A 20,866-nucleotide genomic window follows, 5' to 3' on the forward strand; every position below is an offset into this window, starting at 1 on the left:
GGCACAAAAAAGCCGCTGCGCCGGGAAGGAACAGCGGCTTTTTACTGACCGCCGCTTAGGACTGCTTCCAGTCCGGATAACGACGCTGGTCGGCGGCCGGCGGGAAGTACTGGTACAGCCAGGTTTCGCTCAGCGCGCGGTCCTGGGTGCGGATGAAGGCACGCATCTGCACCGGATCGGCCTTGTCGCTGGTGGGGTACCAGTCGAAGATCACCCGGTAGCCGCCGATCTCGTCGATCTTGAGCACGTGGAAATCCTGCACCTTGCCGTCGGTGACGGTGACCACCGGCTCGATGCCGGTACCCTCGGGCAGGAACGACAGACCGCCGCCATTGAAATCGATGGCGAAGCGCCGCGCCCAGACCTTGGGCCAATGCTCACCGGGCGCCCAGCCCTCGGGGAAGCCGCCGATGCCGGAACGGGTGGCATAGACCCGCGCCAGCGGCGTGCTCACCGGCGGCAGCGCACTCCAGTGCAGCTTGTAGCCATAGTGCAGCGACTTGCCGGCGGTGATGGTCTCGGCCGGTGCCCAGAAGGCCACGATGTTGTCCAGGGTCTCGCCGGTGGTGGGGATCTCCAGCAGCTGGATGGCACCCTCGCCCCAGGCCGAGGTGGGCTCCACCCAGAGACTCGGCCGGCGGTCGTAGCGGACCATGACGTCCTGGTAGCTTTCGAATTCGTGGTCGGTCTGCACCAGGCCGAAGCCCTTGGGACTGTCGTCCTTGAAGGCGTTGAACTGCAACTTGGGCGGATTGTTCAGCGGGCGGCAGATCCACTCGCCGTTGCCCTTCCACATGGCCAGGCGGTCGGAGTCGTGGATCTGCGGGTGGTAGGTGTTGCAGGTCTGCCGCTCGTGGGTGCCGCAGCCGAACATGCTGGTCATGGGCGCGATGCCCAGCTGCTTGATGTCGCGGCGAGCGTTGACGTTGGCGTCCACGTCCATCACCACGCGGTCGTTCAGGCAGTCGATGTCGAAGCGATAGGCGCCGGTGGCGCTGGGCGAATCCAGCAGCGCATAGACCACGAAGCGGGTGCTGTTCTTGTTCGGGGTGACGAACCAGAACTTGGTGAAGTCGGGGAATTCCTCGGGCCGATCGGCATAGGTGTCGATGGCCAGACCGCGGGCCGAAAGGCCGTACTGGCGGGTCTTGTCCACCGCGCGGAAGTAGCTGGCGCCAAGGAAGGAGACGATGTCGTACTGGGCCAGGTGCGGCGCCTTGAACAGCTTGAAGCCGGCGAAGCCCAGGTCGCCCTTGAGCTGGCTCTTGTCGACGCCGCTGTCGTTGTAGTTGAACAGCTCGGGGCGGAAGTGGACTTCCTTGGCCTCGTTGGTCTTGGGGTCCACCGAGAACATCCGCACCGGGGTCTTGAAGCCCATGCCGACGTGGAAGAACTGCACGTCCAGCTGGCCCTTGAGGTCGTGCCAGAGCGAATGCTGGGCATCGTAGCCAATGGCGTTGAACTGCTGCGGCGTCATGTTCGCCAGGGTATCGGGCAGTTTCTGGGCGGTGGGCTGGTAGGCCTGGCCGGCCAGCTCCTTGGCGTGCTGCTTGAGCCAGTCGAAATCGAAGGCCTGGCCGTCGCCATTGGCCGGATTGGCAAAGGCCTGGAGGGCGAACAGCCCCGTGGAGGGAATGCCGGTGTAGGCCGCCAGGGCCAGGGACGCTTTGAGCAGGTGTCTACGCTGCATGGATCAACCTTGGTCACTAAGGATGAAAGATTCGGCCCAGCCGAACCGCCAGAAAGGAAAAAGAATGCACGATACCCGGATAGGTTCGCCATCGCACCGGTGAACTGCAGCCTAGCGCACGCTCTGGCCTGCCAGAGGGGTTACCAAAGCTTTCCGGATCACAGTTCCGGTTGCCGGGCCTCCCGGAAAGCGCATCATCGACCTTCCCTTGCCGCTTCCCTGGAGCCCCCCATGGCCACTGCCGCCATCGCCTTCGGGCCACCCAGCCCCATCCTGCGCATCTTCGATGACGAAAAGGCGCGTGAATTCTACTGCCACTTCCTGGGTTTCCGCCTGGTCTGGGAACACCGCTTCGAACCGGGGCTGCCGCTGTATGCCGAAGTCGAGCGCGCCGGCCTGCGCCTGCACCTCTCCGGCCACCACGGCGATGCCTGCCCCGGCTCGACGGTCTTCGTCCGCCTGACCGGCATCCGCGCCTTCCAGGCCGAGCTGCTGGCCAGGGACTACGGCTTCGCCCGCCCAGGTATCGAGGAATTGCCCTGGGGCCTGGTGATGGAGATCGCCGATCCCTTCGGTAACAGGCTGAGGTTTTGCGAGGAGACGCCGGAGGCCTAAGCAACGGCTGTACGGTGATCGCGGCCATGGGCCGCTCCTACGGGCTCGATGATAGAGGATGGCTCCCTCTCCCCTCGGGAGAGGGTTGGGGTGAGGGCGCCCTCGCCACGAAGTCCCCAGTGGAAAAGGCTGCGCCGTTTTCCACGCTACGGCTCTACAACTGGTGCACCCCTACAACGGCTAAGACAGTTGCTCCTACAGGCTCGATGTAATCGTAGGAGCGGCCCATGGCCGCGATCAACAAAACACCGGAGTGCCATAGGATCAGTTGCATCGGCGGGTGGCCATGACCGCGATAGCCTTCAAGCCGGCGCAGGTTCGCCCGTGGGCACCGCGCCCTCCTCCACCTGCCACCAGGTCGGCAGCAGCGCCTTGACCTCGGGTTGGGTGAACCTATCGTCGATCAAGTAGAGGCAGCCACGATCCTGCACGGTGCGGATCACCCGACCGGCGGCCTGGATGACCTTTTGCAGGCCCGGATAGAGATAGGCGTAGCGATAGCCGTCGCCAAAGCGCCGCTGCAGGCGCTGGCGCAGCTGTTCGTTGACCGGATTGAGCTGGGGCAGGCCCAGGGTGGCGACGAAGGCGCCGATCAGGCGGTCGCCGGGCAGGTCGATGCCCTCGCCGAAGCTGCCGCCGAGCACGGCGAAGCCGATGCCACGGCCGTCGGCCTGGAAGCGCTCGAGAAAGGCCTGGCGAGCGGCTTCGTCCATGCCGCGGGACTGGCGCCACTGGGGCACGTCGGGCGCCCGCTCGGCCAGCGCCTCGGCCACCTGATCGAGGTAGTCGAAGCTGCTGAAGAAGGCCAGGTAGTTGCCCGGGCGCTGGCGATAGCGGCTGGCGATCAGAGCGGCGATGGGCGCCCGGGAGGCGACGCGGTCGGCATAGCGGGTGGATAGCCGCACCAGGCGCACCTCCAGTTGCTCGGCGGCGAAGGGCGAGGCGACATCGACCCAGGCGCTGCCAGCCGGCACCCCGAGCAGATCGCGGTGGAAATGCGCCGGCGTCAGGGTTGCCGAGAACAGGGTGCAGCTGTGCGCCGCCGCCAGCCGCGGACCGACGAAGGGCGCCGGCACCAGGTTGCGCAGATTGAGTTGCGACTGCGCCTTGCCGCGGCCCTTGAGCAGGGTGACGTCGAACAGCGAGTGATCGCCAAAGGTCTCGCCCAGGCGCATGAACTGCAGCAGGTCGAAGAACAGCGTCTGCAACTCCGGCGCCGGCGGCTGCCCGGATTCGCCGAAGTGCTCGGTGAGCAGACCCACCACCCGTTGCAGGGCGGTCAGGAAGGCGGCGGGCAACTCCGGCTGCACCTGGTAGTCGACCTGTTGCTCCTTGTGCAGGCGATTCCATTCGCGATTGAGCGCCTGCAGGCCCTTGGCGATGGCCGGGGGCGCTACGACCTTGCCGGCGGCCAGGCGGCGCTGGTCGAGGCTGGCGCTGTACATGCCGCGGGCGCGGTCGAGCAGGTTGTGGGCCTCGTCCACCAGCACCCCGACGCGCCACTCCTGGGTCTGGGCCAGGGCATGGAGCATGGCGCTGCCGTCGAAGTAGTAGTTGTAGTCGCCCACCACCACGTCGCTCCAGCGCGCCAGTTCCTGGGCCAGGTAATAAGGGCAGACCTCATGGGCCAGGGCCGTCTCCCGTACCCGCGCCCGCGTCAGCTGCGTGGGCTCGGCCAGGGCCGCGGCGCGGGCCGCGGGCAGGCGGTCATAGAAGCCGCGGGCCAGCGGGCAGGACTCGCCATGACAGGCCAGCGCCGGGTGCTCGCAGGCCTTGTCCCGCGCCACCAGCTCCAGCACTCGCACCGGCGCGGCCAGGGACTCCAGGCCATGCAGGGCCAGGGCGCGGCCAGGGGTCTTGGCGGCCAGGAAGAACAGTCGGTCGAGGTTCTGCCGCGGCATGGCCTTGAGCAGTGGGAACAGGGTGCCCACCGTCTTGCCGATGCCGGTGGGCGCCTGGGCCAAGAGGCAGCAGCCGACGCTGGCGGCCTTGTAGACGGCTTCCGCCAGGGGCCGCTGGCCGTGGCGGAAGTCGGGATGGGGAAAGGCCAGGGTCGAAAGCGCCGCATCCCGCGCGGCGCGATGGGCCAGTTCCTGGCGCGCCCAGGCGAGAAAGCGCGAACACTGGAGTTCGAAATGCGCGGCCAGGTCCGCCGCCGTCCACTGCTCGGTGAAGACGGTCTCGGCGCCCGTGCCGATGTCGAAATAGACCAGCGCCAGGGTCAGCTCAGGCAGCTCGCGGGTCTGGCAGAGCAGATGGCCATAGACCTTGGCCTGAGCCCAGTGCAGGTGGCGGTGATTGCCCGGCTGGCGTTCCAGGCTGCCCCTGTGGGTCTTGATCTCTTCCAGGCGCTGGGCCACGGCGTCGAAGCCATCGGCGCGACCGCGCACCTGCAGGTCTTCGAAGTCACCCTGCAGGCTGACCTCGCGCTCGTAGTCGGGGCCGCGCCGCGCGGCCACCCGCTGGTGACCCTCGATGCCTTCCAGGGCGGTGGGCGACGGGGTGAATCTGAGATCCAGATCGCCGGCCTTGGCGGTGAATTCGCAGAGGGCGCGAACGGCGATGCGATAGCTCATGCGGAGGTCGCGGCCACCTGCCACTGCACGTGGCAGACGCTGACCGGGATGTCATGGGCGGCGAAGAAGTCCAGCCAGCGGCGCTGGTTGTCCTGCAGGCGGTCACCCGGGCCCTTGACCTCGATCATCCGGTAGCGGCCTTCCGCCGGCCAGAACTGGATCAGGTCGGGTAGCCCGGTGCGGTTGTTTTCCGGATCCTCCAGCAGCCGTTCGAAGCACAGCCGCAGGTGCCGCGCCGGCAGGCAGGCCAGGGCCTGGTCGAGCAATTCGCTGCCGAGGATGCCCCAGGCGACGAAGGGCGAGGCCAGGCCGCGCTTGCGGGCGAAGCGCTCGCGGATCACCGTCGGATAGGAGCCGTCGTCCAGGCGCGCCAGGCAGGCGGCGAAGGCCTCGGCCCGCCGTTCGCGAAAGCCCGGCAGGCGCAGGTCGGCCGGCTCGCGCTGATAGGGGTGGAAGAAGGCGCCGGGAATGGCGAGGAAGATGGCGTCCCAGCACAGCAGCCCGAACAGGCTGGTGAGCAGGGTGTTTTCCACATAGTGCACCGGCGCTTCGTCGCGGCCCAGGTGCTCGCGTACCAGCCACTCGACCCGGCGCAGGCCGTCGTTGACCAGCTCGAAATCGAGGCGCTCCACCGGGCTGGCCGGACGGCGCTTGTTGGGCGGGCCGCCCTGCTTGCGCACCAGGCGCGGCAGGATGCGCGCCACCTGCTGGCGTTCGGCGTCATGGGCCGGGGCGGCGACGATGGCTTCCGCCAGCGCCTGGGCGGCGGGCCAGTCCTCCAGCCGTTCGAGCATGCGCAGGGCGCGGATGCGCGACTCGGGGTGCGCCGAGGCGGCATAGAGCGCCTGGGCCTGGGCCAGTTCGCCGAGGCGTTCGTGTTGCTGCGCCAGTTCATGCAGCAACTTGCCGCGGCGCAATTCCAGCCAGGTGTTGGCGAAGCGTTCGGCGGGCAGCAGCGGCAGCAGCTCGGCGGCTGGCAGCCCATCGCGCAGCGCCTGGCGGCAGCGCTGGATGTGGAGGTAGGCGTCCACCTCATGGCGCTGGCCAAAGGCACGGGACTCGGCGCTGAAGGCCACCGTCTCGTACTGGAAGATGCCCAGGTCGGCCAGCACGAAGTCGGTCCAGTCCTGGTGCAGGTTGCCAAAGAACAGCAGACGCAGGCGATCGCAAAGGTCCATCAGCGTCAGCCGCCAGACCCCCTCCGCCACCAGCTCGGGCACGCTGCCGGTCCAGCCGCTGAAGGCCAGGGGCGTTACCTGCTCGGCCTCCAGCCGCGCCAGCCAGTCCTCCTTGCGCCCGGCCTTGGGCAGGCGATTACCAAAGCAGCCAAGCAGTTCTTCCTTGCGCAACAGGGCGAAGAGTTCGATCAGGTGCAACTCCGGATCGGCCAGCAGCCAGCCCAGCTCCACCAGCGGACTCGCCGCGGCGCGGGGACAGCCGATCTCGCCATAGACCAGCTTGCTGGCACGGAACACCTCGCCCTTGCGCATCACCAGGCGCACCAGCAGCGCCCGCGAGGATTGCGGCAGCTCGGCGAAGGCGGCGATGAAGGCCTGCTCGCGGTCGTCGAGCAGATCGGGATAGCGCAGGGCGACCCAGTCCAGTACCCGCTGGAAGTTATGCAGATAGTAGAGGGGATCTTCGAGCGGAGCGTTCATGCGAAAGGGGCGAATAGGGTGGCGGCTGGCTATTTATCCAGCCCCGACCGGAGCGGGCAACCCCGATGCGATATGCGGTCATGCCGCCGGGGTCATGGCACTTCTTTCGGTTGAAGATCCCGACCGGTAGTCATACGATGACTGACAAAGACCACCACAACTACAAGTCCAGGAGTCTGAGCGTGAAGATCAAACGGATCACTGTCACCCCCATCGCCTTTCGCGATGCCCCGCTGCTCAACGCCAGCGGCATCCACGAACCCTATGCACTGAGATCCATCATCGAGGTGGAAGGCGACAACGGCCACATCGGCCTGGGCGAGAGCTATGGCGACGCCCCGGTGCTGGCGGTGTTGAAGGCTATGGAAAGCAGCCTGGTCGGCCTCTCCGCCTGGGACCTCAACGGCCTGCGCGCCCGGGTGGTGGAGACCGTCGCCGGCCTCGCCGGCGGCGTGGTGGCCGGTGCCGAACTGGCGCCCGGCTCCCATCCGAGCAAGCAGGTGGCCAACGCCTATTCCGCCTTCGAGGTGGCCTTTCTCGACCTGCAGGCGCGCTCCCTGGGCATTCCCCTGGTCGAATTGCTGGGCGGTGCGGTGCGCCGCGAGGTGCCCTTCAGCGCCTACCTGTTCTTGAAGTACGCCGAGCACATCGATGCGCCCTACCCGCCCGATCGCTGGGGCGAGGCCATCAGCCCGGAGCAGGTGGTGGCCCAGGCGGCGCGGATGATCGAGGAGAACGGCTTCCAGAGCATCAAGCTCAAGGCCGGCACCCTGCTCGGTCCGGATCACGAGGCGGCCTGCATCAAGGCCCTGCGCCAGGCCTTCCCGGAAGCGCCGCTGCGCATCGACCCCAATGGCAACTGGTCGCTGGAAACGTCGCTGCGCATCGCCGAGGTGCTGAAGGACGATCTGCAGTACTACGAGGACCCGACCCCGGGCCTGGACGGCATGGCCGAACTGCACCGGCGCACCGGCATACCCCTGGCCACCAACATGGTGGTCACCGACTTCGACGAATTCCGCCGCAGCGTGGCCCGGAACAGCGTGCAGATCGTGCTCGCCGACCACCACTACTGGGGCGGCCTCCGGGACACCCAGATCCTCGCGCGGCTGTGCGACACTTTTGGCCTGGGCGTCTCCATGCACTCCAACTCGCACCTGGGCATCAGCCTCATGGCCATGACCCACGTGGCCGCCGCGGTGCCCAACCTGGCCTATGCCTGCGACACCCACTATCCCTGGCAGGAAGAGGACGAAGAGGTCATCCAGGGCGGCAAGCTGCCGATCCGCAATGGCTGCGTGGCGATCACCGATGCGCCCGGCCTGGGCGTGGAGCTGGACCGGGACCAGCTCGCCAAGCTGCACGCGCAATTCCTCGCCATCGACATCCGCAGCCGCGACGACGTGCGCCAGATGCGCAAGTACCAGCCGGACTGGGAAACCCGCAAGCCGCGTTTCTAGGTCTTCGCCCCCTCCCCCAGGCCCCTGACGACCGGCTCGCCCGCCGGCCGTCAACGGCTCCGCTTCCCGGCGTCGCGGTTGTACAATCCCCTCGGCACAAGGGTGCCCAAGAACAACGAGAAAGTACGCACAGGGAATTGGGGGACGATGTTGAACGCACCACGCCTCACCGCACTCATGCTCGGCCTGGGACTGGCGGTCAGCGCCACCCTCGCCCCGGCGCAGGACAGGGATCCGGCTCGCGCCTACGTCGACGCCCTGCTGGCGAAGATGACCCTGGAGGAAAAGATCGGCCAGCTCAATCTGGTGAGCGTCGGGCCGGACTATCCCAAGGAAGCCATCATGGCGGACATCCGCGCCGGCAAGGTGGGCGCCATGTTCAACACCGTGACCCGCCCCGACATCCGCCAGATGCAGGATCAGGTCGCTCACAGCCGGCTGAAGATCCCGCTGTTCTATGCCTATGACGTCATCCACGGCATGCGCACCATCTTCCCCATCAACCTGGGCCTGGCCAGCACCTGGAATCTCGACGCCATCGCCACCAGCGGGCGCATCTCCGCCCTGGAAGCGGCGGCCGATGGACTCGACCTGACCTTTTCCCCCACCGTCGACGTCACCCGCGAACCGCGCTGGGGCCGTGCCTCGGAAACCTTTGGCGAAGACACCTGGCTGACCTCGCGCATCGGCGCCACCCTGGTGCACGCCTACCAGGGCAAGGACCTGCGCGCCCCCGACAGCCTCATGGCCAGCATCAAGCACTTCGGCGGCTACGGCGCCGTGGAAGCCGGGCGCGACTACAGCAACGTCGACATGAGTCCGCAGCGTCTCATGCAGGACTACCTGCCGCCCTACCGCGCCGCCGCCGAGGCCGGTGCCGGGGCGGTGATGGTGGCGCTCAACAGCATCAACGGCGTCCCGGCCACGGCCAATCGCTGGCTGCTGCAGGACCTGCTGCGCAAGGACTGGAACTATAAAGGCCTGCTGATCAGCGACCACGGCGCCATCAACGAACTGGTGCTGCACGGGGTGGCCAAGGACACCCGCGACGCCGCCGAGCAGGCGCTCAAGGCCGGCGTCGAGCTGAACATGCACGATGACGTCTACGGCAAGCAGTTGCCCGCCCTGCTGGCGGCCGGCAAGGTGACGCAGGCCGAGATCGACCAGGCCGTGCGCGACATGCTCTTGACCAAGTACCGCCTGGGCCTGTTCGACGATCCCTATCGCCGGTTGCAGGGCCAGGATCCGGTCGACACCAACGCCGAATCGCGGTTGCACCGCGCCGAGGCGCGTCAGGTGGCCCGCGAGAGTCTGGTGCTGCTGAAGAACGAAAAGGCCGTGCTGCCGCTGCGCAAGGGCGCCACCCTGGCGGTGGTCGGCCCGTTGGCCGACAGTCCGCGCGACGTCATGGGCAACTGGTCCGCCGCCGGCGTGGCCGCCCAGGCCGTCTCCATCCGCCGCGGCCTGGAAAACGCCGTGGCCGGTCAGGGCAAGGTGCTCTATGCCAAGGGCGCCAACCTGCTGGACGACCGCGATGTGCTGGCCTACCTCAACTCCTATGAACCGGCGGTCGCGGTGGATCCGCGCAGTGCCGGCGAGATGATCGCCGAAGCCGTGGCCACCGCGCGCCAGGCCGACGTCGTGGTGGCCGTGGTTGGCGAATCCCAGGGCATGGCCCACGAGGCCTCCAGCCGCGCCCGCATCAGCGTGCCCGACACCCAGCGCGAGCTGATCAAGGCACTCAAGGCCACCGGCAAGCCGCTGGTGCTGGTGCTGATGAACGGCCGCCCGCTGGCGCTGGAATGGGAGCAGGAGCAGGAGCAGGCCAATGCTCTGCTGGAAGCCTGGTTCCCCGGCACCGAAGGCGGTAATGCCGTGGCCGATGTGCTGTTCGGTGACTACAACCCCTCCGGCAAGCTGACCATGACCTTTCCCCGCGAAGTGGGTCAGGTGCCGCTGTACTACAACCACCTGAGCAGCGGCCGCCCCTTCGACGCGGCCAAGCCGAACAAGTACACCTCGCGCTACTTCGACATCGTCAACGGTCCGCTCTATCCCTTCGGCTATGGCCTGAGCTACACCACCTTCGACGTCTCGGCGCCGCAGCTGTCCAGCGCCACCCTGAAGAAGGGCGATACCCTGACCGCCAGGGTCACGGTCAAGAACACCGGCAGCCGCGCCGGCGCCACCGTGGTGCAGCTCTATCTGCACGACGTGACCGCCTCCCTGGCGCGACCGGTCAAGGAGCTCAAGGGCTTCCAGAAGGTGATGCTGCAACCGGGCGAGAGTCGCGAGCTGGACTTCCCCATCACCGAGGCGGACCTGCGCTTCTACAACAACGACCTCAAGCTGGTCTCGGAACCGGGCGAGTTCAAGGTGATGGTCGGCCTGGATTCGGAGCGGGTGCGCGAGGGGAGTTTCACGCTGTTGTAGGAGATTCGGCCCTCACCCCAACCCTCTCCCAGAGGGAGAGGGGGCGTCAGCGGCGCGAAGGGAGGCCGCGGCATCGAGGTGTAGGCTTTTGCCCCCTCTCCCCAGGGGAGAGGGTTGGGGTGAGGGAAAGGCTGCGCACCTTGAATCAGGTCTGTTGGGCTTTGTCAGGCTCAACCCAATCTACCAAGCCCAAGCTCCGCATGAATCAATCATCGAGCACCTCGCCGCTGCGGTCGCGTGCCCGGGAGACCGCATAGATGGACACCAGGGCGCAGGCCATCATGAAGAGCACCACCGGCACATAGCTGCCACCGAAATAGGCGATCAGCGCGGTGGCGATCAGCGGCATGGGGCCGCCCACTAGGGCTGCGCCGATCTGGTAGCCAAGAGACATCCCGGTGTAGCGGATGTTGGCCGGGAAGGCTTCCGCCAGGAGCGTCCCGATCATGGCGCCGTAGCTTCCCCAGATCACCCCGAAACCTACGGCAATGCCCAGCGCCGCCAGCCAGAAGCTGCCCTGGCTGATCAGCCAAAAGTAGGGAAAGATCCACAGCAGAAAGGCCAGGCACCCCAACAGGAACACCTTGCGCCGCCCGATGCGATCGGACAGGTGCCCGAAGTACAGCATGCAGGGAAAGGCCAGCAGGGCGCAGACCAGGATGACATTGAGGATTTCCGCCCGCGCGAAGCCCTGGTTGATCAGGTAGGACAGCGAAAAGGTGGCGTAGAGGAAGAAGGTCGAGGTCTCGATGACCTTGGCGCCAATGGCGATCAGCACCACCCGCCAATGGTCCTGCACGGTTTCCTGCAGCGGAATACGCGTATGGGTGCGATTGGCCACCATTTTCTTGAAGGAAGGCGTTTCATCCACGGCGTTGCGAATCCACATGCCCAGCAGCACCAGCACGATGGAGCCTACGAAGGGCACGCGCCAGCCCCAGGACTCGAAGCTCGACTCGGACAGGTTGGCGCTGAGCAGCGCGGTGACGATGTTGCCCAGGGCCAGGCCGAGCACCGCGCCGGTCTGGGGCACCGCGCCAAAGAAGCCGCGACGCTGGCGCGGCGAATACTCCACCGCCAGTAGCACACCGCCGCCCCACTCGCCACCCAGGGCCAGCCCCTGCAGCAGGCGCAACAGGGTGAGCAGGATAGGTGCCCAGATGCCGATCTGCGCATAGTTAGGCAACAGCCCCATGAGCACCGTCGAGGCGCCCATCAGCGACAGGGTGATGGCCAGGGTCTTCTTGCGGCCGATACGGTCACCGACATGCGAAAACAGGATACCGCCCAGGGGGCGAACCAGAAAGGCCAGGGCAAAGGCGGCCAGGGCCAGCAGCTGACTCACCAGAGGATCATCACTGGGAAAGAACTGCTTGGCGAAGATGATCGACGCCATGGTGCCGTAGAGAAAGTAGTCGTACCACTCGATGGTACTGCCGACGGCGCTGCCCAGCAGGGCGCGGCGGCGCTCGCTGGCAGGCACCAGGCATTCTTGGGAAGGGGCAGCCGCAGCGGCCGCGGGATCGAGCGTGGCGTGAGTCATGGCATCACCTGATTATTATTGTTTGAAAACTGGATGCAGTCACCGCCTGCAGCGGTGGTTGGCCCCGGTCAAGGCGGCAGCGTGGTGATGCGCGGCCTGAGCGCAGGAGCGGTGATCGAAAGGCCCTGGGCCAAGACGAGCAGAAGGATCATGTGCCCTCCATTTATGATGTTTTATTATAGGCAGGCCGAGTCTAGCGCGGTGATAAAGGCCTCGGAATTGACAATAAGCAACAGCGGTATAACTTTCAGGCAATGAAGAATCTCGCCAGCCTCAACACCATCATGTCGCGCCTGCACGCCAAGCAGCTGCGCCTGCTCATCGCCCTGGCGGAAAAGGGTTCGCTGCTCAATGCCGCGGAAGGCCTGGGGCTCACGCAGCCGGGCGCCAGCAAGGCGCTCAAGGAGCTGGAGTCCGCCCTCGGAGTGGAATTGTTCCTGCGCACCAATCGCGGCCTGCTGCCGACCCCGGCGGGTACCTGCGCCATTCGCTTCGCCCGACTGATCCAGGCCGACCTGGACAATCTGCGCCTCGAACTCCACGCCATCGCCAGCGGTTCGGGCGGCAAGCTGGCCATCGGCACCATCATGGGCGCCGTGCCCCTGCTCACCCATGCCATCTCGCGGCTGCTGGAATTGCAGCCGCGACTGTCCATCGAGGTGGTGGAGGACACCAGCACGACCCTGCTCGGCCTGATCGACCAGGGGCGGCTGGACGCGGCCATCTGTCGCCTGTCGGTGAGCGAGCGGCCGGAAAGCTACGACGCCCGGGTCATCAAGGACGAGTCCCTCGCGGTCATCGCCCACGCCGCCCATCCGGCCGCCCAGCGCGAGCGGGTCGAGTTGCGGGATCTCTCGGACAGTCGCTGGGTGGTCTATCGGGCCAACATGCCCATGAGACGCACCCTGGAACACGAATTCTTCGAGGCGCAGCTGCCCTTTCCGCTGCACCTGATCGAGACCACCTCGGCGCTGACCACCCTTTCGCTGTTAAGCCGCAATCCCCGGCTGGTGGCCCTGGTGTCGGTCGAGGTGGCGGACTATGTCTGCCAGCATGGCCTGGTCAGTCGCCTGCCGCTGGAGCTCAGGTCGCACAGCGAGCCCTATGAGCTGGTCTCGCGGCGCAGCGCCCAGCAGAATCCGGCGTTCGCGCTGCTGGTGGAATCGCTCTACGCCATCCAGCAGAAAGACTGAGCCGCCCCGCACGACCGCTCAGGACGTGCGACTCGTCTCCGCGGTCTCCGCCCGGGCCGCCTTCGCCACCGCGGCGATGGCATCGCCGGCATGCGCGGCGCAGCAGTCCTCCTGCCAGCGATGGCGCCGCGTCAGCTGCCCGATGCCCGGATTGAAGGCGTTGGTCGGATCGAGCTGGCGATAGTGCCGCTCCAGTTCCGGCGCCGCGGCGTAGAGGTGACCGACATTGTGCTCGGCGGGATAACGGGCGCCGCGGGCCTCCAGCAGGGCCAGCAGGCGACGCTTGAGCGCCGCGCAGTCCCGACCCTTCTTCACCAGGTATTCCTGGTGCAGCACGTGACAAAAGAAGTGCCCGCAATACATGGTCACCTCGATCTGCTCCGCCAGCTCCGGCGGCAGGGTCTCGAACCAGTCCTGGGTGTTGCGTGGCAGGGCGATGTCCAGGGCGAGGATGTCTTCCACGGTGTCCCGGTGCACCGCCCGGTAGCGATTCATGGCATTGCCGACCGCGAAGCGATTGAGGAAGGCGGCGTTGCCCTCCGCCGCGTCGCACTCGATGAAATCCGCGTCGGCGCTGGGCAGCCAGGACTGCAGATAGGCGCGGGCCTCGTCGATGCCGTCTTCGCCCATTTTCAGCAGCAGATGATGCTCGAAGCGCGAGGCAAAGGCGTTGAGGCGCGCCGGCAGGTGCTCCGGCAAGGGCGCCGTCAGGCGTTGCAGCAGGCGATCGCCGAGCTGGGCTCCGAGCCCCAGGCGTTCGCTCAGGGCATCGAAGCGGGTCTTCCAGGCAAAGGCCTGGGGCACCCGTTGCGCGCCACAGCGCTGGATGAACAGGAACAGGTCCTTGCCGTAGGTACGGCTGAGTTCGTAGGCCGTGCGGTGCATGTATTCGCCGGCGATGGGCAACTGGGCGAAGTTGACCAGGATGTGCCGGCGGATGGCTTCCAGATCGGCGGCCCGGTTGGAGCCGATGTAGAACACCCGGGTATTGCGATCGGCGGCGAAGGTATCCAGACGCAGGGCGAACACGGCGATCTTGCCCGCCGAACCCGAGGCTTCGTACAGCCGCCGCGGATCGGCGTTGTAGCGCGCCGGGGTGGCCGAGGCCACGTCGCGGACATGGCGGGCGTATTCGCGATCGGAGGCCATGGCCCCGGCCGGATCCTGCACGACGCTGTCGTCGAAGCGGCCCTCGTCGAGCCGGCTGAGGATCTCCTCGGGGGTGTCGCCCAAGGCCAGGCCCAGGTGGTTGACCAGTTGCAGCTGCCCCGCCTCGTCGATGCGGGCGAACAGCGACAGCTGGGTGAAGGCCGGTCCGCGGCGGATCAGCGAGCCGCCGGAGTTGTTGCAGACGCCACCGGTGACGGAGGCGCCGATGCAGGTCGAGCCGATCACCGAGTGCGGCTCGCGCCCCAGGGGTTTCAGTGTCGTCTCCAGCTGGCTCAGGGTCACACCCGGCTGGGACAGCACCTGTTCGCCCTGGCGCAGCAGGGCCAGGCGGGTCAGGCGCAGGGTGTTGATCAGCACCACCGGCCGGTCGTAGCCCTCGGCCACCGGGGTGGAGCCGCCGGTCAGGCCGGTGTTGGCCGCCTGGCAGATGATGATGGTGCCGGCGCTGTGGCAGCGCTGCAGCACGCGCCACATCTCCAGCAGGCTGCCGGGCCGCACCACGGCGAGCACCGCCCCGCCACCATAGCGGATGCCCAGGCGGAAGCGTCGGGTCGCCGCGTCGCCCTGCAGGACATGGCGCCGCCCGACGATGGTGTGCAACTCGCTGACCAGATCCATGACGTCCTCTTCACTGACAAGGAAAGCGGCAGCGAAGGATAGTCGCTTCCGCTCGAAAGGCGCGGCTGGCGCGGCGTGGCTAATCGGCCAGCAGCCCGGTAGTCGACGGCGCGGGCCGGCGGGTCACCCACAGCATCAGCGCCGCGCACCCCAGCAGGCAACCCCCGAGCAGCATCAGCCCGACCTGCGCCGAGCCGAACAGCGTGGTCAGCAACCCCAGCAGATAGGGCCCGGCGAAGCCGCCGAGATTGCCGAAGGAGTTGATGATGGCGATGCCGGCCGCCGCCGCGGCGCCCTGCAGAAAGGCCCCGGGCAGCCCCCAGAACAGCGCGATGGCGCTCAGGCTGCCACCCACGGCGAAGGCGACACCCAGGATCATCAGCACGAGATGCTGGGGAAAGGCCGCGCAGAGGATCAGGCCGATCCCGGCCAGCACCGACATCAGGGCGCCATAGGCGCGCTGGTTACCCGTGCGCTGGGCCTGGCGGGTGACCCAGACCATGGTCGCCGCGCCGAACACATAGGGGATGGCGGTGATGAGGCCGATGTCCAGGACCGAGGCCACCCCGGCGTTCTTGATGATGGTCGGCACCCAGAAATTGATGCCGTAGTTGCCGAGCATCAGCAGGACGTAGATGACCGTGAGCAGCCAGATGATGGGCAGGGCATACAGCCGCTTGAGGGCGACGTGCGGCTTTTCCGCGGCTTCCAGGGCCAGACGCCGGGTAAGTTCGGCCTTTTCCTGATCGTTCAGCCACTTGGCATCCTGGATGCCGTTGTCCAGCAGCCAGAGCACCACCACCCCGACCACCACGGCAGGCACCGCCTCGATGACGAACATCCACTGCCAGCCCGCCAGCAGGCCGTTGGCGCCCATGTAGTACATGATGGCGCCGCTGAGCGGACCGCCAAAGATGAAGGACACCGGGTTGCCGAGGATGACGATGGCCATCATGCGGCTGTGCAGCGCCGCGGGAAACCAGTAGGTCAGATAGAGGATGACCCCGGGAAAGAAGCCCGCCTCGCACACGCCGAGCAGGAATCTGAGTCCATAGAAAGTCATCTCGTGGCTGATGCCCAGCCACTGGGCGATGGGCCCGGTGAAGGCCATTAGCGAAGAGACCAGGCCCCAGGTGATCATGATGCGGGCAATCCACAGCTTGGCGCCGACGCGATGCAGCATCAGGTTGCTGGGGACTTCGAAGATGAAGTAACCGATGAAGAAGATGCCGGCGCCCAGGCCGTAGGCCGCCTCGGACATGCCGAGGTCGTTGAGCATGGCGAGCTTGGCGAAGCCGACGTTGACCCGATCGAGATAGGCGATGATGTAACCGAGCAGCAGCAGCGGCAACACGCGCCAGGCGACCTTGCGATAGAGCGGATCGAACTGCACCGGGGATGCGGCGGTACTGGGATGGGCCATGATGTTTCGCGTCCTTTAATTGTTGTGATTGTCGCGAGGGGCTTGCAGAACGGTCGTCGGTCATCCGCGGCCCGCTGCCCGCCCGGATCGAGTCGAGGCGCGCGGCAGGACGGCGGATGGCACTGCAGCGGAAGGGCTTGCCGCTAGGGAAGTCGGGGCCTTAGAACGAGGCCTGGATCAGGTCGGCATAGTCCTCCGCCGAGGCTTCCCGGGGATTGGTCTGGTGGCTGTGATCGGCCAGGGCGCCGGTGACGATGCGCGGGATGAGTCCCCGGTCGACCCCCATCTGCGCCAGCCCCGTCGGCAGCCGCAGGGCTTCGGCCTTGTGCGCCAGCGCCTGCTCCACCGACAGCTGCGGCGGCAGCTCCATGGCCTGGGCGAGGCGTTCGAGTTTCTCGTCGCGGACCACCGATTCGGCGCTGCGGTTAAAGGCCACCACGGCCGGCAGCAGGACCGCGTTGAGGGTGCCATGGTGCAGCCGCGGATCGATGCCGCCCAGCGAGTGACTCAGGCTGTGCACGCAACCCAGCCCCTTCTGGAAGGCCAGTGCCCCCTGCAGCGAGGCGCTGAGCATCTGGGTCCGGGCTTCCAGGTTGCTGGGCTCGTTGAACGCCAGCTCCAGATGGCGCCAGGCCCGGCGCAGGCCGTCCAGCGCGATGCCCTCGGCCGGCGGATTAAAGCTGGGCGCGAGAAAGGTCTCGATGCAGTGGGCCACCGCGTCCATGCCCGTCGCGGCGGTCAAGTGCGGCGGCAAGCTGAGCGTCAGCAGCGGATCGCAGATGGCCACCCGCGGGATGACATGGGGCGAGAGGATGCCGACCTTGCGGCCGTCATCGAGGATGATGATGGCGCCGCGTCCCACCTCGCTGCCGGTGCCGGCCGTGGTCGGAATGGCCACGATGGGCACCGTCGCCGCGGTGATCCGCGTCAGGCCGCCTTCGATGAGGGCGAATTGTTTCAGCGGGCCGGGATGCCGCGCGGACACGGCGATGGCCTTGGCCAGGTCGATGGGCGACCCGCCACCGACGGCGATGATGCCGTCGCAGTCCGCATCCCGGAAACAGGCGACGCCCTCGCGGGTGGCGGCCTCGGTGGGATTGGCCGGGGTGGCGTCGAACACCTGGTAGGCGGCCAGGGGATTGAGCTCTACCAGTTGCTCGATGAGACCGGCGGCCACCACGCCCCTATCGGTGACGATCAGTGGCCGCTTGAAGCCCAGCCGGGCGGTGACGTCGGCCAGTTCGGCCGCACAGCCGGCGCCGAAGCGGATCTCCGTTACATAGTTGATTATCGCCATGACCCGTCCTGTTATTCTTGAAATTGATAGACGGCCTGACTATAGCGAGGCGCCTCCGGGCCAAATACTGAGAGGTAGCGATAGCGGTATAACCAGGAGGCAACCCAGCCTGTTCAGCTGAAGCCGGCATAGCCTTGCCTCCCTGCCGGACGCCCTCCCCAACAGCGATGGCCGGGCCCGCGCTCCCGGGCGCCGCCGCTTTCCCTGGAGTCTCGATGCCCATCCCTACCCTGGCCGCCGCCCAATCCGTTTCGCTCGCCGGCGACCTCGCCGCCAATCTGCGCACCCATCTCGACTTCATCGCCGCGGCTGCCGACGCCGGGGTGGAGCTCCTGCTGTTTCCGGAACTGTCCCTGACCGGCTATGAGCCGACCCTGGCGGCAGGGCTGACGCTGGAGAGCAGCGATGCCCGCCTGCGGCCGCTGCGCGAAGCCTGCCGCGCGGCCGGGCTGACGGCCGTGGTCGGGGCGCCGATCCAGGGCCCGACGGGGCTGCAGATTGGCGCGCTGATCCTGGGCGCCGATGGCCGCTGTCGCGTCCATACCAAGCAATACCTGCATCCGGGCGAGGCGCCGCCCTTCGTGCCCGGTCATGGCGGGGATTTGCTGGAGGTGCGCGGGCTGCAGGCCGCCCTGGCCATCTGCGCCGACAGCAATCACGAGGCCCATGCCGATGCCGCCCGCGCCCGCGGCGCCGATCTCTACCTGGCCTCGGCGGTGATAGGTCCGACCGGCTATCCCGCCGACAGCGCGCGCCTGGCCGGCCATGCCCGACGCCTGGGCATGCTGGTGCTCCTGGCCAATCACGGCGCGCCCACCGGCGGCTATGCCTGCGTGGGCCACAGCGCCTTCTGGCAGGCAGATGGCGGGTGCCTGGTAGCGGCGCCAGGCGACGGTCCCTGCCTGGTGATCGTCCGCCTGCACGGGGGTGTCTGGCAGGGCGAAATTCGCACCTTGCAGCCCTGATCCCGCACGACGCAATCCTCTGACTAAAAAGCGGCTGACGGGTCACGCCACGACCGGATTCGCGCCCCGATATCCCGTGCAGCCTGCGACTAAAGGTCACACGTCAGACGCCGATAAGGCTCTGACATCCTCGTCCAGAACACCGCCAAGGATGCCTTTCGCAGCGTGAACGACGCTGTAACCGCAGGAGCGACACCATGGCCTTGAACACCATCCGAACCCGCTACACCCTGATCTTCCTCGGCTTCATCGGCGCGACCCTCGCGGCCACCGTCATCGGCATCCGCCTGTGGGTGACCCCGGACCTGGTCGCCGCCGGTGAATCCGCCGTGCTGACCCGCGTCAACGAGGTGGGCACCCGCATCTATCGCGAACTCAACCAGATCCAGGCGCAGCAGCGCTCCATCACCCAGACCGTGCCGCTGCTGGACAGCGCCGCCATCGACCGGGTACTGCCCGGCCTGGTGGACCAGTATGGCGATGCCAAGGTGTTCGGCGGCGGCATCTGGCCGCTGCCCAACCAGCGTGAACAGGGCCGCGACAAGTTCAGCACCTTCTATCACCGCGATGCCGGCGGCAAGCTGATCGTCAACACCCACTGGAACTCCCCCGAGTCGCTCAACTACTGGGAGCAGCCCTGGTTCCAGGCTGGCCTCAAGGCTCCCGCCGGCCAGTGCGTCTGGGCGGCCGCCTACAAGGACGCCGCCAGCGCCGAGCCGCGCACCAACTGCGCCATGGCCATCCAGCGCGATGGCAAGGCCTTTGGCGTCTCGACCATCGACCTCACCCTGGGCTTCTTCAATCCCCTGGTGGATGGCCTGCGCAAAGAACTCGACGACACCGACATGATGATCGTCGAGGCCGACGGCAAGATCCTCAGCAACCTCAGCGAACTCGGCGAGCCGCAGATCCTGAACAATGTCTCGGCCTATGCCACCCGCTCGCCCTTCGTCGCCGCCATCCAGCAGAACCTCGGCAAGCTCAAGGGCGAGGCCCTGGTGCGCGACACCTACGTCGACGAGCACGGCACGCCCCACACCTTCTTCCTGCGGCCGCTGGCCGGCACGCCCTGGCTGCTGGCCACGGCGCTGCCCAGCGCGCTCATCGCGGCGACCAACACCGGCATCCTCAAGACCCTGGCGGCCATCCAGTTGCCGCTGGTGCTGCTGCTGGTGGCGATCATGGTGCTGGCGCTCGGCAAGCTGATGGGTCGCCTGGGCCTGCTGCAGCGCAACATCGAATCCCTGTCCGCCGGCGATGCCGACCTGACCCGGCGCATCCCGGTGCACGGCAAGGACGAGGTGGATGCGGTGGCCGGCGCGGTCAACGGCTTCATCGGCTATCTGCAGCGGCTGATCGGCGAGGTGGGCGATGCCACCGACCGCATCGACACCGGTCTCAAGCAACTGCACGGCCAGGCCCAGCAGAACGGTGCCATCCTGGCCCGCCATGCCAGCGAAACCGACCAGGCGGTGACCGCCATCACCGAGATGAGCGCCACCTCCGACTCCGTGGCCCGCAGTGCCAGCGATACCGCCGCCCTCACCCAGGCCGCCAACGGCCAGGCCGAGCGTTCCCGCGCGGTGGTCCAGCAGGCGTCGGCCAGCGTGCTGGCCCTGGTCGATCAGGTGGAAGACGCCACCCTCAAGGTGCAGGCCATGCAGAGCGACGCCCAGCGCATCAACGATGTGCTCGGGGTGATCGGCGAGATCGCCGGCCAGACCAACCTGCTGGCGCTCAACGCGGCCATCGAAGCGGCCCGAGCCGGCGAGCAGGGTCGCGGCTTCGCGGTGGTCGCCGACGAGGTCCGCGCCCTGGCTGGCCGTACCCAGCAGAGCACCGCCGAGATCAACGAGATGCTGAGCCGCTTGCAGCAGGGCGTGAGTTCCGCGGTCGCGGCCATGGAAGTGACCAAGACCAGTTGCCAGAGCACCGCCGAGAAGACCCGCGAGGTCACCGACGGCCTGGACGAGATGAGCGGTTCGGTGGTGCGTATCAGCGATCTCTCGACCCAGATCGCCGCGGCGGCCGAAGAGCAGAGCGTGGTGGCCGGCGAGATCAACCAGAACATGGTTGCCGTCCGCCATATCGTCGACGACCTGGTCACCAGCGGTCAGCGCACCGCCGAGAGCACTGCGGCGGTGCAATCGTCCAACGAGCAGCTGATGGCGGTGGTGCGGCGCTTCCGGGTGAAGTGACCCAACGTCGCGACAGGAAAAAGCCGG

Annotated in this window: 12 protein-coding genes and 2 pseudogenes; 7 read left to right on the top strand and 7 right to left on the bottom strand. The window is 67.1% G+C overall.

The window, feature by feature from the left end:
• Positions 1–55: 55 nt before the first annotated feature.
• Positions 56–1,690: a glucan biosynthesis protein D gene (locus CFE50_RS09550; RefSeq protein ID WP_286732987.1), complete on the bottom strand. Its 1,635-nt coding sequence runs from the start codon at positions 1,688–1,690 to the stop codon at positions 56–58.
• Between the two features lie 231 nt (positions 1,691–1,921).
• Between CFE50_RS09550 and CFE50_RS09555 the strand changes: the two genes are divergently transcribed.
• The gene (locus CFE50_RS09555; RefSeq protein ID WP_286732989.1) at positions 1,922–2,305 is read left to right on the top strand and encodes a glyoxalase superfamily protein; all 384 of its coding nucleotides are present in this window, start codon (positions 1,922–1,924) and stop codon (positions 2,303–2,305) included.
• Positions 2,306–2,607: 302 nt separating this feature from the next.
• Here the strand turns inward: CFE50_RS09555 and CFE50_RS09560 are convergent, their stop codons facing one another.
• Together CFE50_RS09560 and CFE50_RS09565 are read right to left on the bottom strand one after the other, a co-directional pair.
• Complete coding sequence (locus CFE50_RS09560) at positions 2,608–4,881, bottom strand: ATP-dependent DNA helicase (RefSeq protein WP_286732991.1); 2,274 nt, start codon at positions 4,879–4,881, stop codon at positions 2,608–2,610.
• Positions 4,878–6,539: a VRR-NUC domain-containing protein gene (locus CFE50_RS09565; protein ID WP_286732992.1), complete on the bottom strand. Its 1,662-nt coding sequence runs from the start codon at positions 6,537–6,539 to the stop codon at positions 4,878–4,880. Before CFE50_RS09565 ends, CFE50_RS09560 begins: the two co-directional genes overlap by 4 nt.
• 182 nt (positions 6,540–6,721) lie before the next feature.
• Here CFE50_RS09565 and CFE50_RS09570 point away from each other — a divergent pair, with 182 nt between their 5' ends.
• Together CFE50_RS09570 and bglX are read left to right on the top strand one after the other, a co-directional pair.
• On the top strand, positions 6,722–7,999 hold the full coding sequence (locus CFE50_RS09570) for a glucarate dehydratase family protein (protein ID WP_286733352.1): 1,278 nt from the start codon (positions 6,722–6,724) through the stop codon (positions 7,997–7,999).
• 147 nt (positions 8,000–8,146) lie between these two features.
• A complete protein-coding gene (bglX, locus tag CFE50_RS09575; RefSeq protein WP_286732995.1) occupies positions 8,147–10,432 on the top strand; it encodes a beta-glucosidase BglX in 2,286 nt (761 codons plus the stop codon).
• A gap of 205 nt (positions 10,433–10,637) precedes the next feature.
• Here the strand turns inward: bglX and CFE50_RS09580 are convergent, their stop codons facing one another.
• Positions 10,638–11,975 (bottom strand): MFS transporter, encoded by a 1,338-nt coding sequence (locus CFE50_RS09580; RefSeq protein ID WP_286732998.1) that lies wholly within the window; start codon positions 11,973–11,975, stop codon positions 10,638–10,640.
• Positions 11,976–12,229: 254 nt separating this feature from the next.
• Here CFE50_RS09580 and CFE50_RS09585 point away from each other — a divergent pair, with 254 nt between their 5' ends.
• On the top strand, positions 12,230–13,168 hold the full coding sequence (locus tag CFE50_RS09585; RefSeq protein WP_286733000.1) for a LysR family transcriptional regulator: 939 nt from the start codon (positions 12,230–12,232) through the stop codon (positions 13,166–13,168).
• Positions 13,169–13,186: 18 nt separating this feature from the next.
• On the opposite strand, the gene dld is transcribed toward CFE50_RS09585, so the two are convergent.
• The 3 genes from dld to gbd all read right to left on the bottom strand — a co-directional run bounded on the left by dld (position 13,187) and on the right by gbd (position 17,676).
• Positions 13,187–14,956, bottom strand: coding sequence for a D-lactate dehydrogenase (gene dld / locus CFE50_RS09590; protein WP_286733002.1), 1,770 nt, complete (start codon positions 14,954–14,956; stop codon positions 13,187–13,189).
• A 79-nt stretch (positions 14,957–15,035) separates the two neighbouring features.
• On the bottom strand, positions 15,036–16,379 hold the full coding sequence (locus CFE50_RS09595; protein WP_286733004.1) for an MFS transporter: 1,344 nt from the start codon (positions 16,377–16,379) through the stop codon (positions 15,036–15,038).
• Between the two features lie 160 nt (positions 16,380–16,539).
• Positions 16,540–17,676, bottom strand: coding sequence for a 4-hydroxybutyrate dehydrogenase (gbd, locus tag CFE50_RS09600; RefSeq protein WP_286733006.1), 1,137 nt, complete (start codon positions 17,674–17,676; stop codon positions 16,540–16,542).
• Between the two features lie 215 nt (positions 17,677–17,891).
• Between gbd and CFE50_RS09605 the strand changes: the two genes are divergently transcribed.
• The 3 genes and pseudogenes from CFE50_RS09605 to CFE50_RS22800 all read left to right on the top strand — a co-directional run.
• Positions 17,892–18,641: a carbon-nitrogen hydrolase family protein gene (locus tag CFE50_RS09605; RefSeq protein WP_286733009.1), complete on the top strand. Its 750-nt coding sequence runs from the start codon at positions 17,892–17,894 to the stop codon at positions 18,639–18,641.
• 197 nt (positions 18,642–18,838) lie between these two features.
• Positions 18,839–19,978: pseudogene (locus tag CFE50_RS22795) on the top strand (cache domain-containing protein); the annotation flags it as partial.
• A 303-nt stretch (positions 19,979–20,281) separates the two neighbouring features.
• Positions 20,282–20,839: pseudogene (locus CFE50_RS22800) on the top strand (methyl-accepting chemotaxis protein); the annotation flags it as partial.
• Positions 20,840–20,866 lie beyond the last annotated feature (27 nt).

The organism is Pseudomonas sp. PGPPP4 (genome assembly GCF_002256045.1).
In the GTDB taxonomy this organism is placed as follows: domain Bacteria; phylum Pseudomonadota; class Gammaproteobacteria; order Pseudomonadales; family Pseudomonadaceae; genus Chryseomonas; species Chryseomonas oryzihabitans.

What these genes read in the sequence shown, in the direction of transcription:
- CFE50_RS09595 (WP_286733004.1), bottom strand. Translation starts at nt 16,379, where the DNA reads ATGGCCCATCCCAGTACCGCCGCATCCCCGGTGCAGTTCGATCCGCTC.
- CFE50_RS09580 (WP_286732998.1), bottom strand. Translation starts at nt 11,975, where the DNA reads ATGACTCACGCCACGCTCGATCCCGCGGCCGCTGCGGCTGCCCCTTCC.
- CFE50_RS09555 (WP_286732989.1), top strand. Translation starts at nt 1,922, where the DNA reads ATGGCCACTGCCGCCATCGCCTTCGGGCCACCCAGCCCCATCCTGCGC.
- bglX (WP_286732995.1), top strand. Translation starts at nt 8,147, where the DNA reads ATGTTGAACGCACCACGCCTCACCGCACTCATGCTCGGCCTGGGACTG.
- CFE50_RS09550 (WP_286732987.1), bottom strand. Translation starts at nt 1,690, where the DNA reads ATGCAGCGTAGACACCTGCTCAAAGCGTCCCTGGCCCTGGCGGCCTAC.
- CFE50_RS09585 (WP_286733000.1), top strand. Translation starts at nt 12,230, where the DNA reads ATGAAGAATCTCGCCAGCCTCAACACCATCATGTCGCGCCTGCACGCC.
- CFE50_RS09565 (WP_286732992.1), bottom strand. Translation starts at nt 6,539, where the DNA reads ATGAACGCTCCGCTCGAAGATCCCCTCTACTATCTGCATAACTTCCAG.
- CFE50_RS09560 (WP_286732991.1), bottom strand. Translation starts at nt 4,881, where the DNA reads ATGAGCTATCGCATCGCCGTTCGCGCCCTCTGCGAATTCACCGCCAAG.
- gbd (WP_286733006.1), bottom strand. Translation starts at nt 17,676, where the DNA reads ATGGCGATAATCAACTATGTAACGGAGATCCGCTTCGGCGCCGGCTGT.
- CFE50_RS09605 (WP_286733009.1), top strand. Translation starts at nt 17,892, where the DNA reads ATGCCCATCCCTACCCTGGCCGCCGCCCAATCCGTTTCGCTCGCCGGC.
- dld (WP_286733002.1), bottom strand. Translation starts at nt 14,956, where the DNA reads ATGGATCTGGTCAGCGAGTTGCACACCATCGTCGGGCGGCGCCATGTC.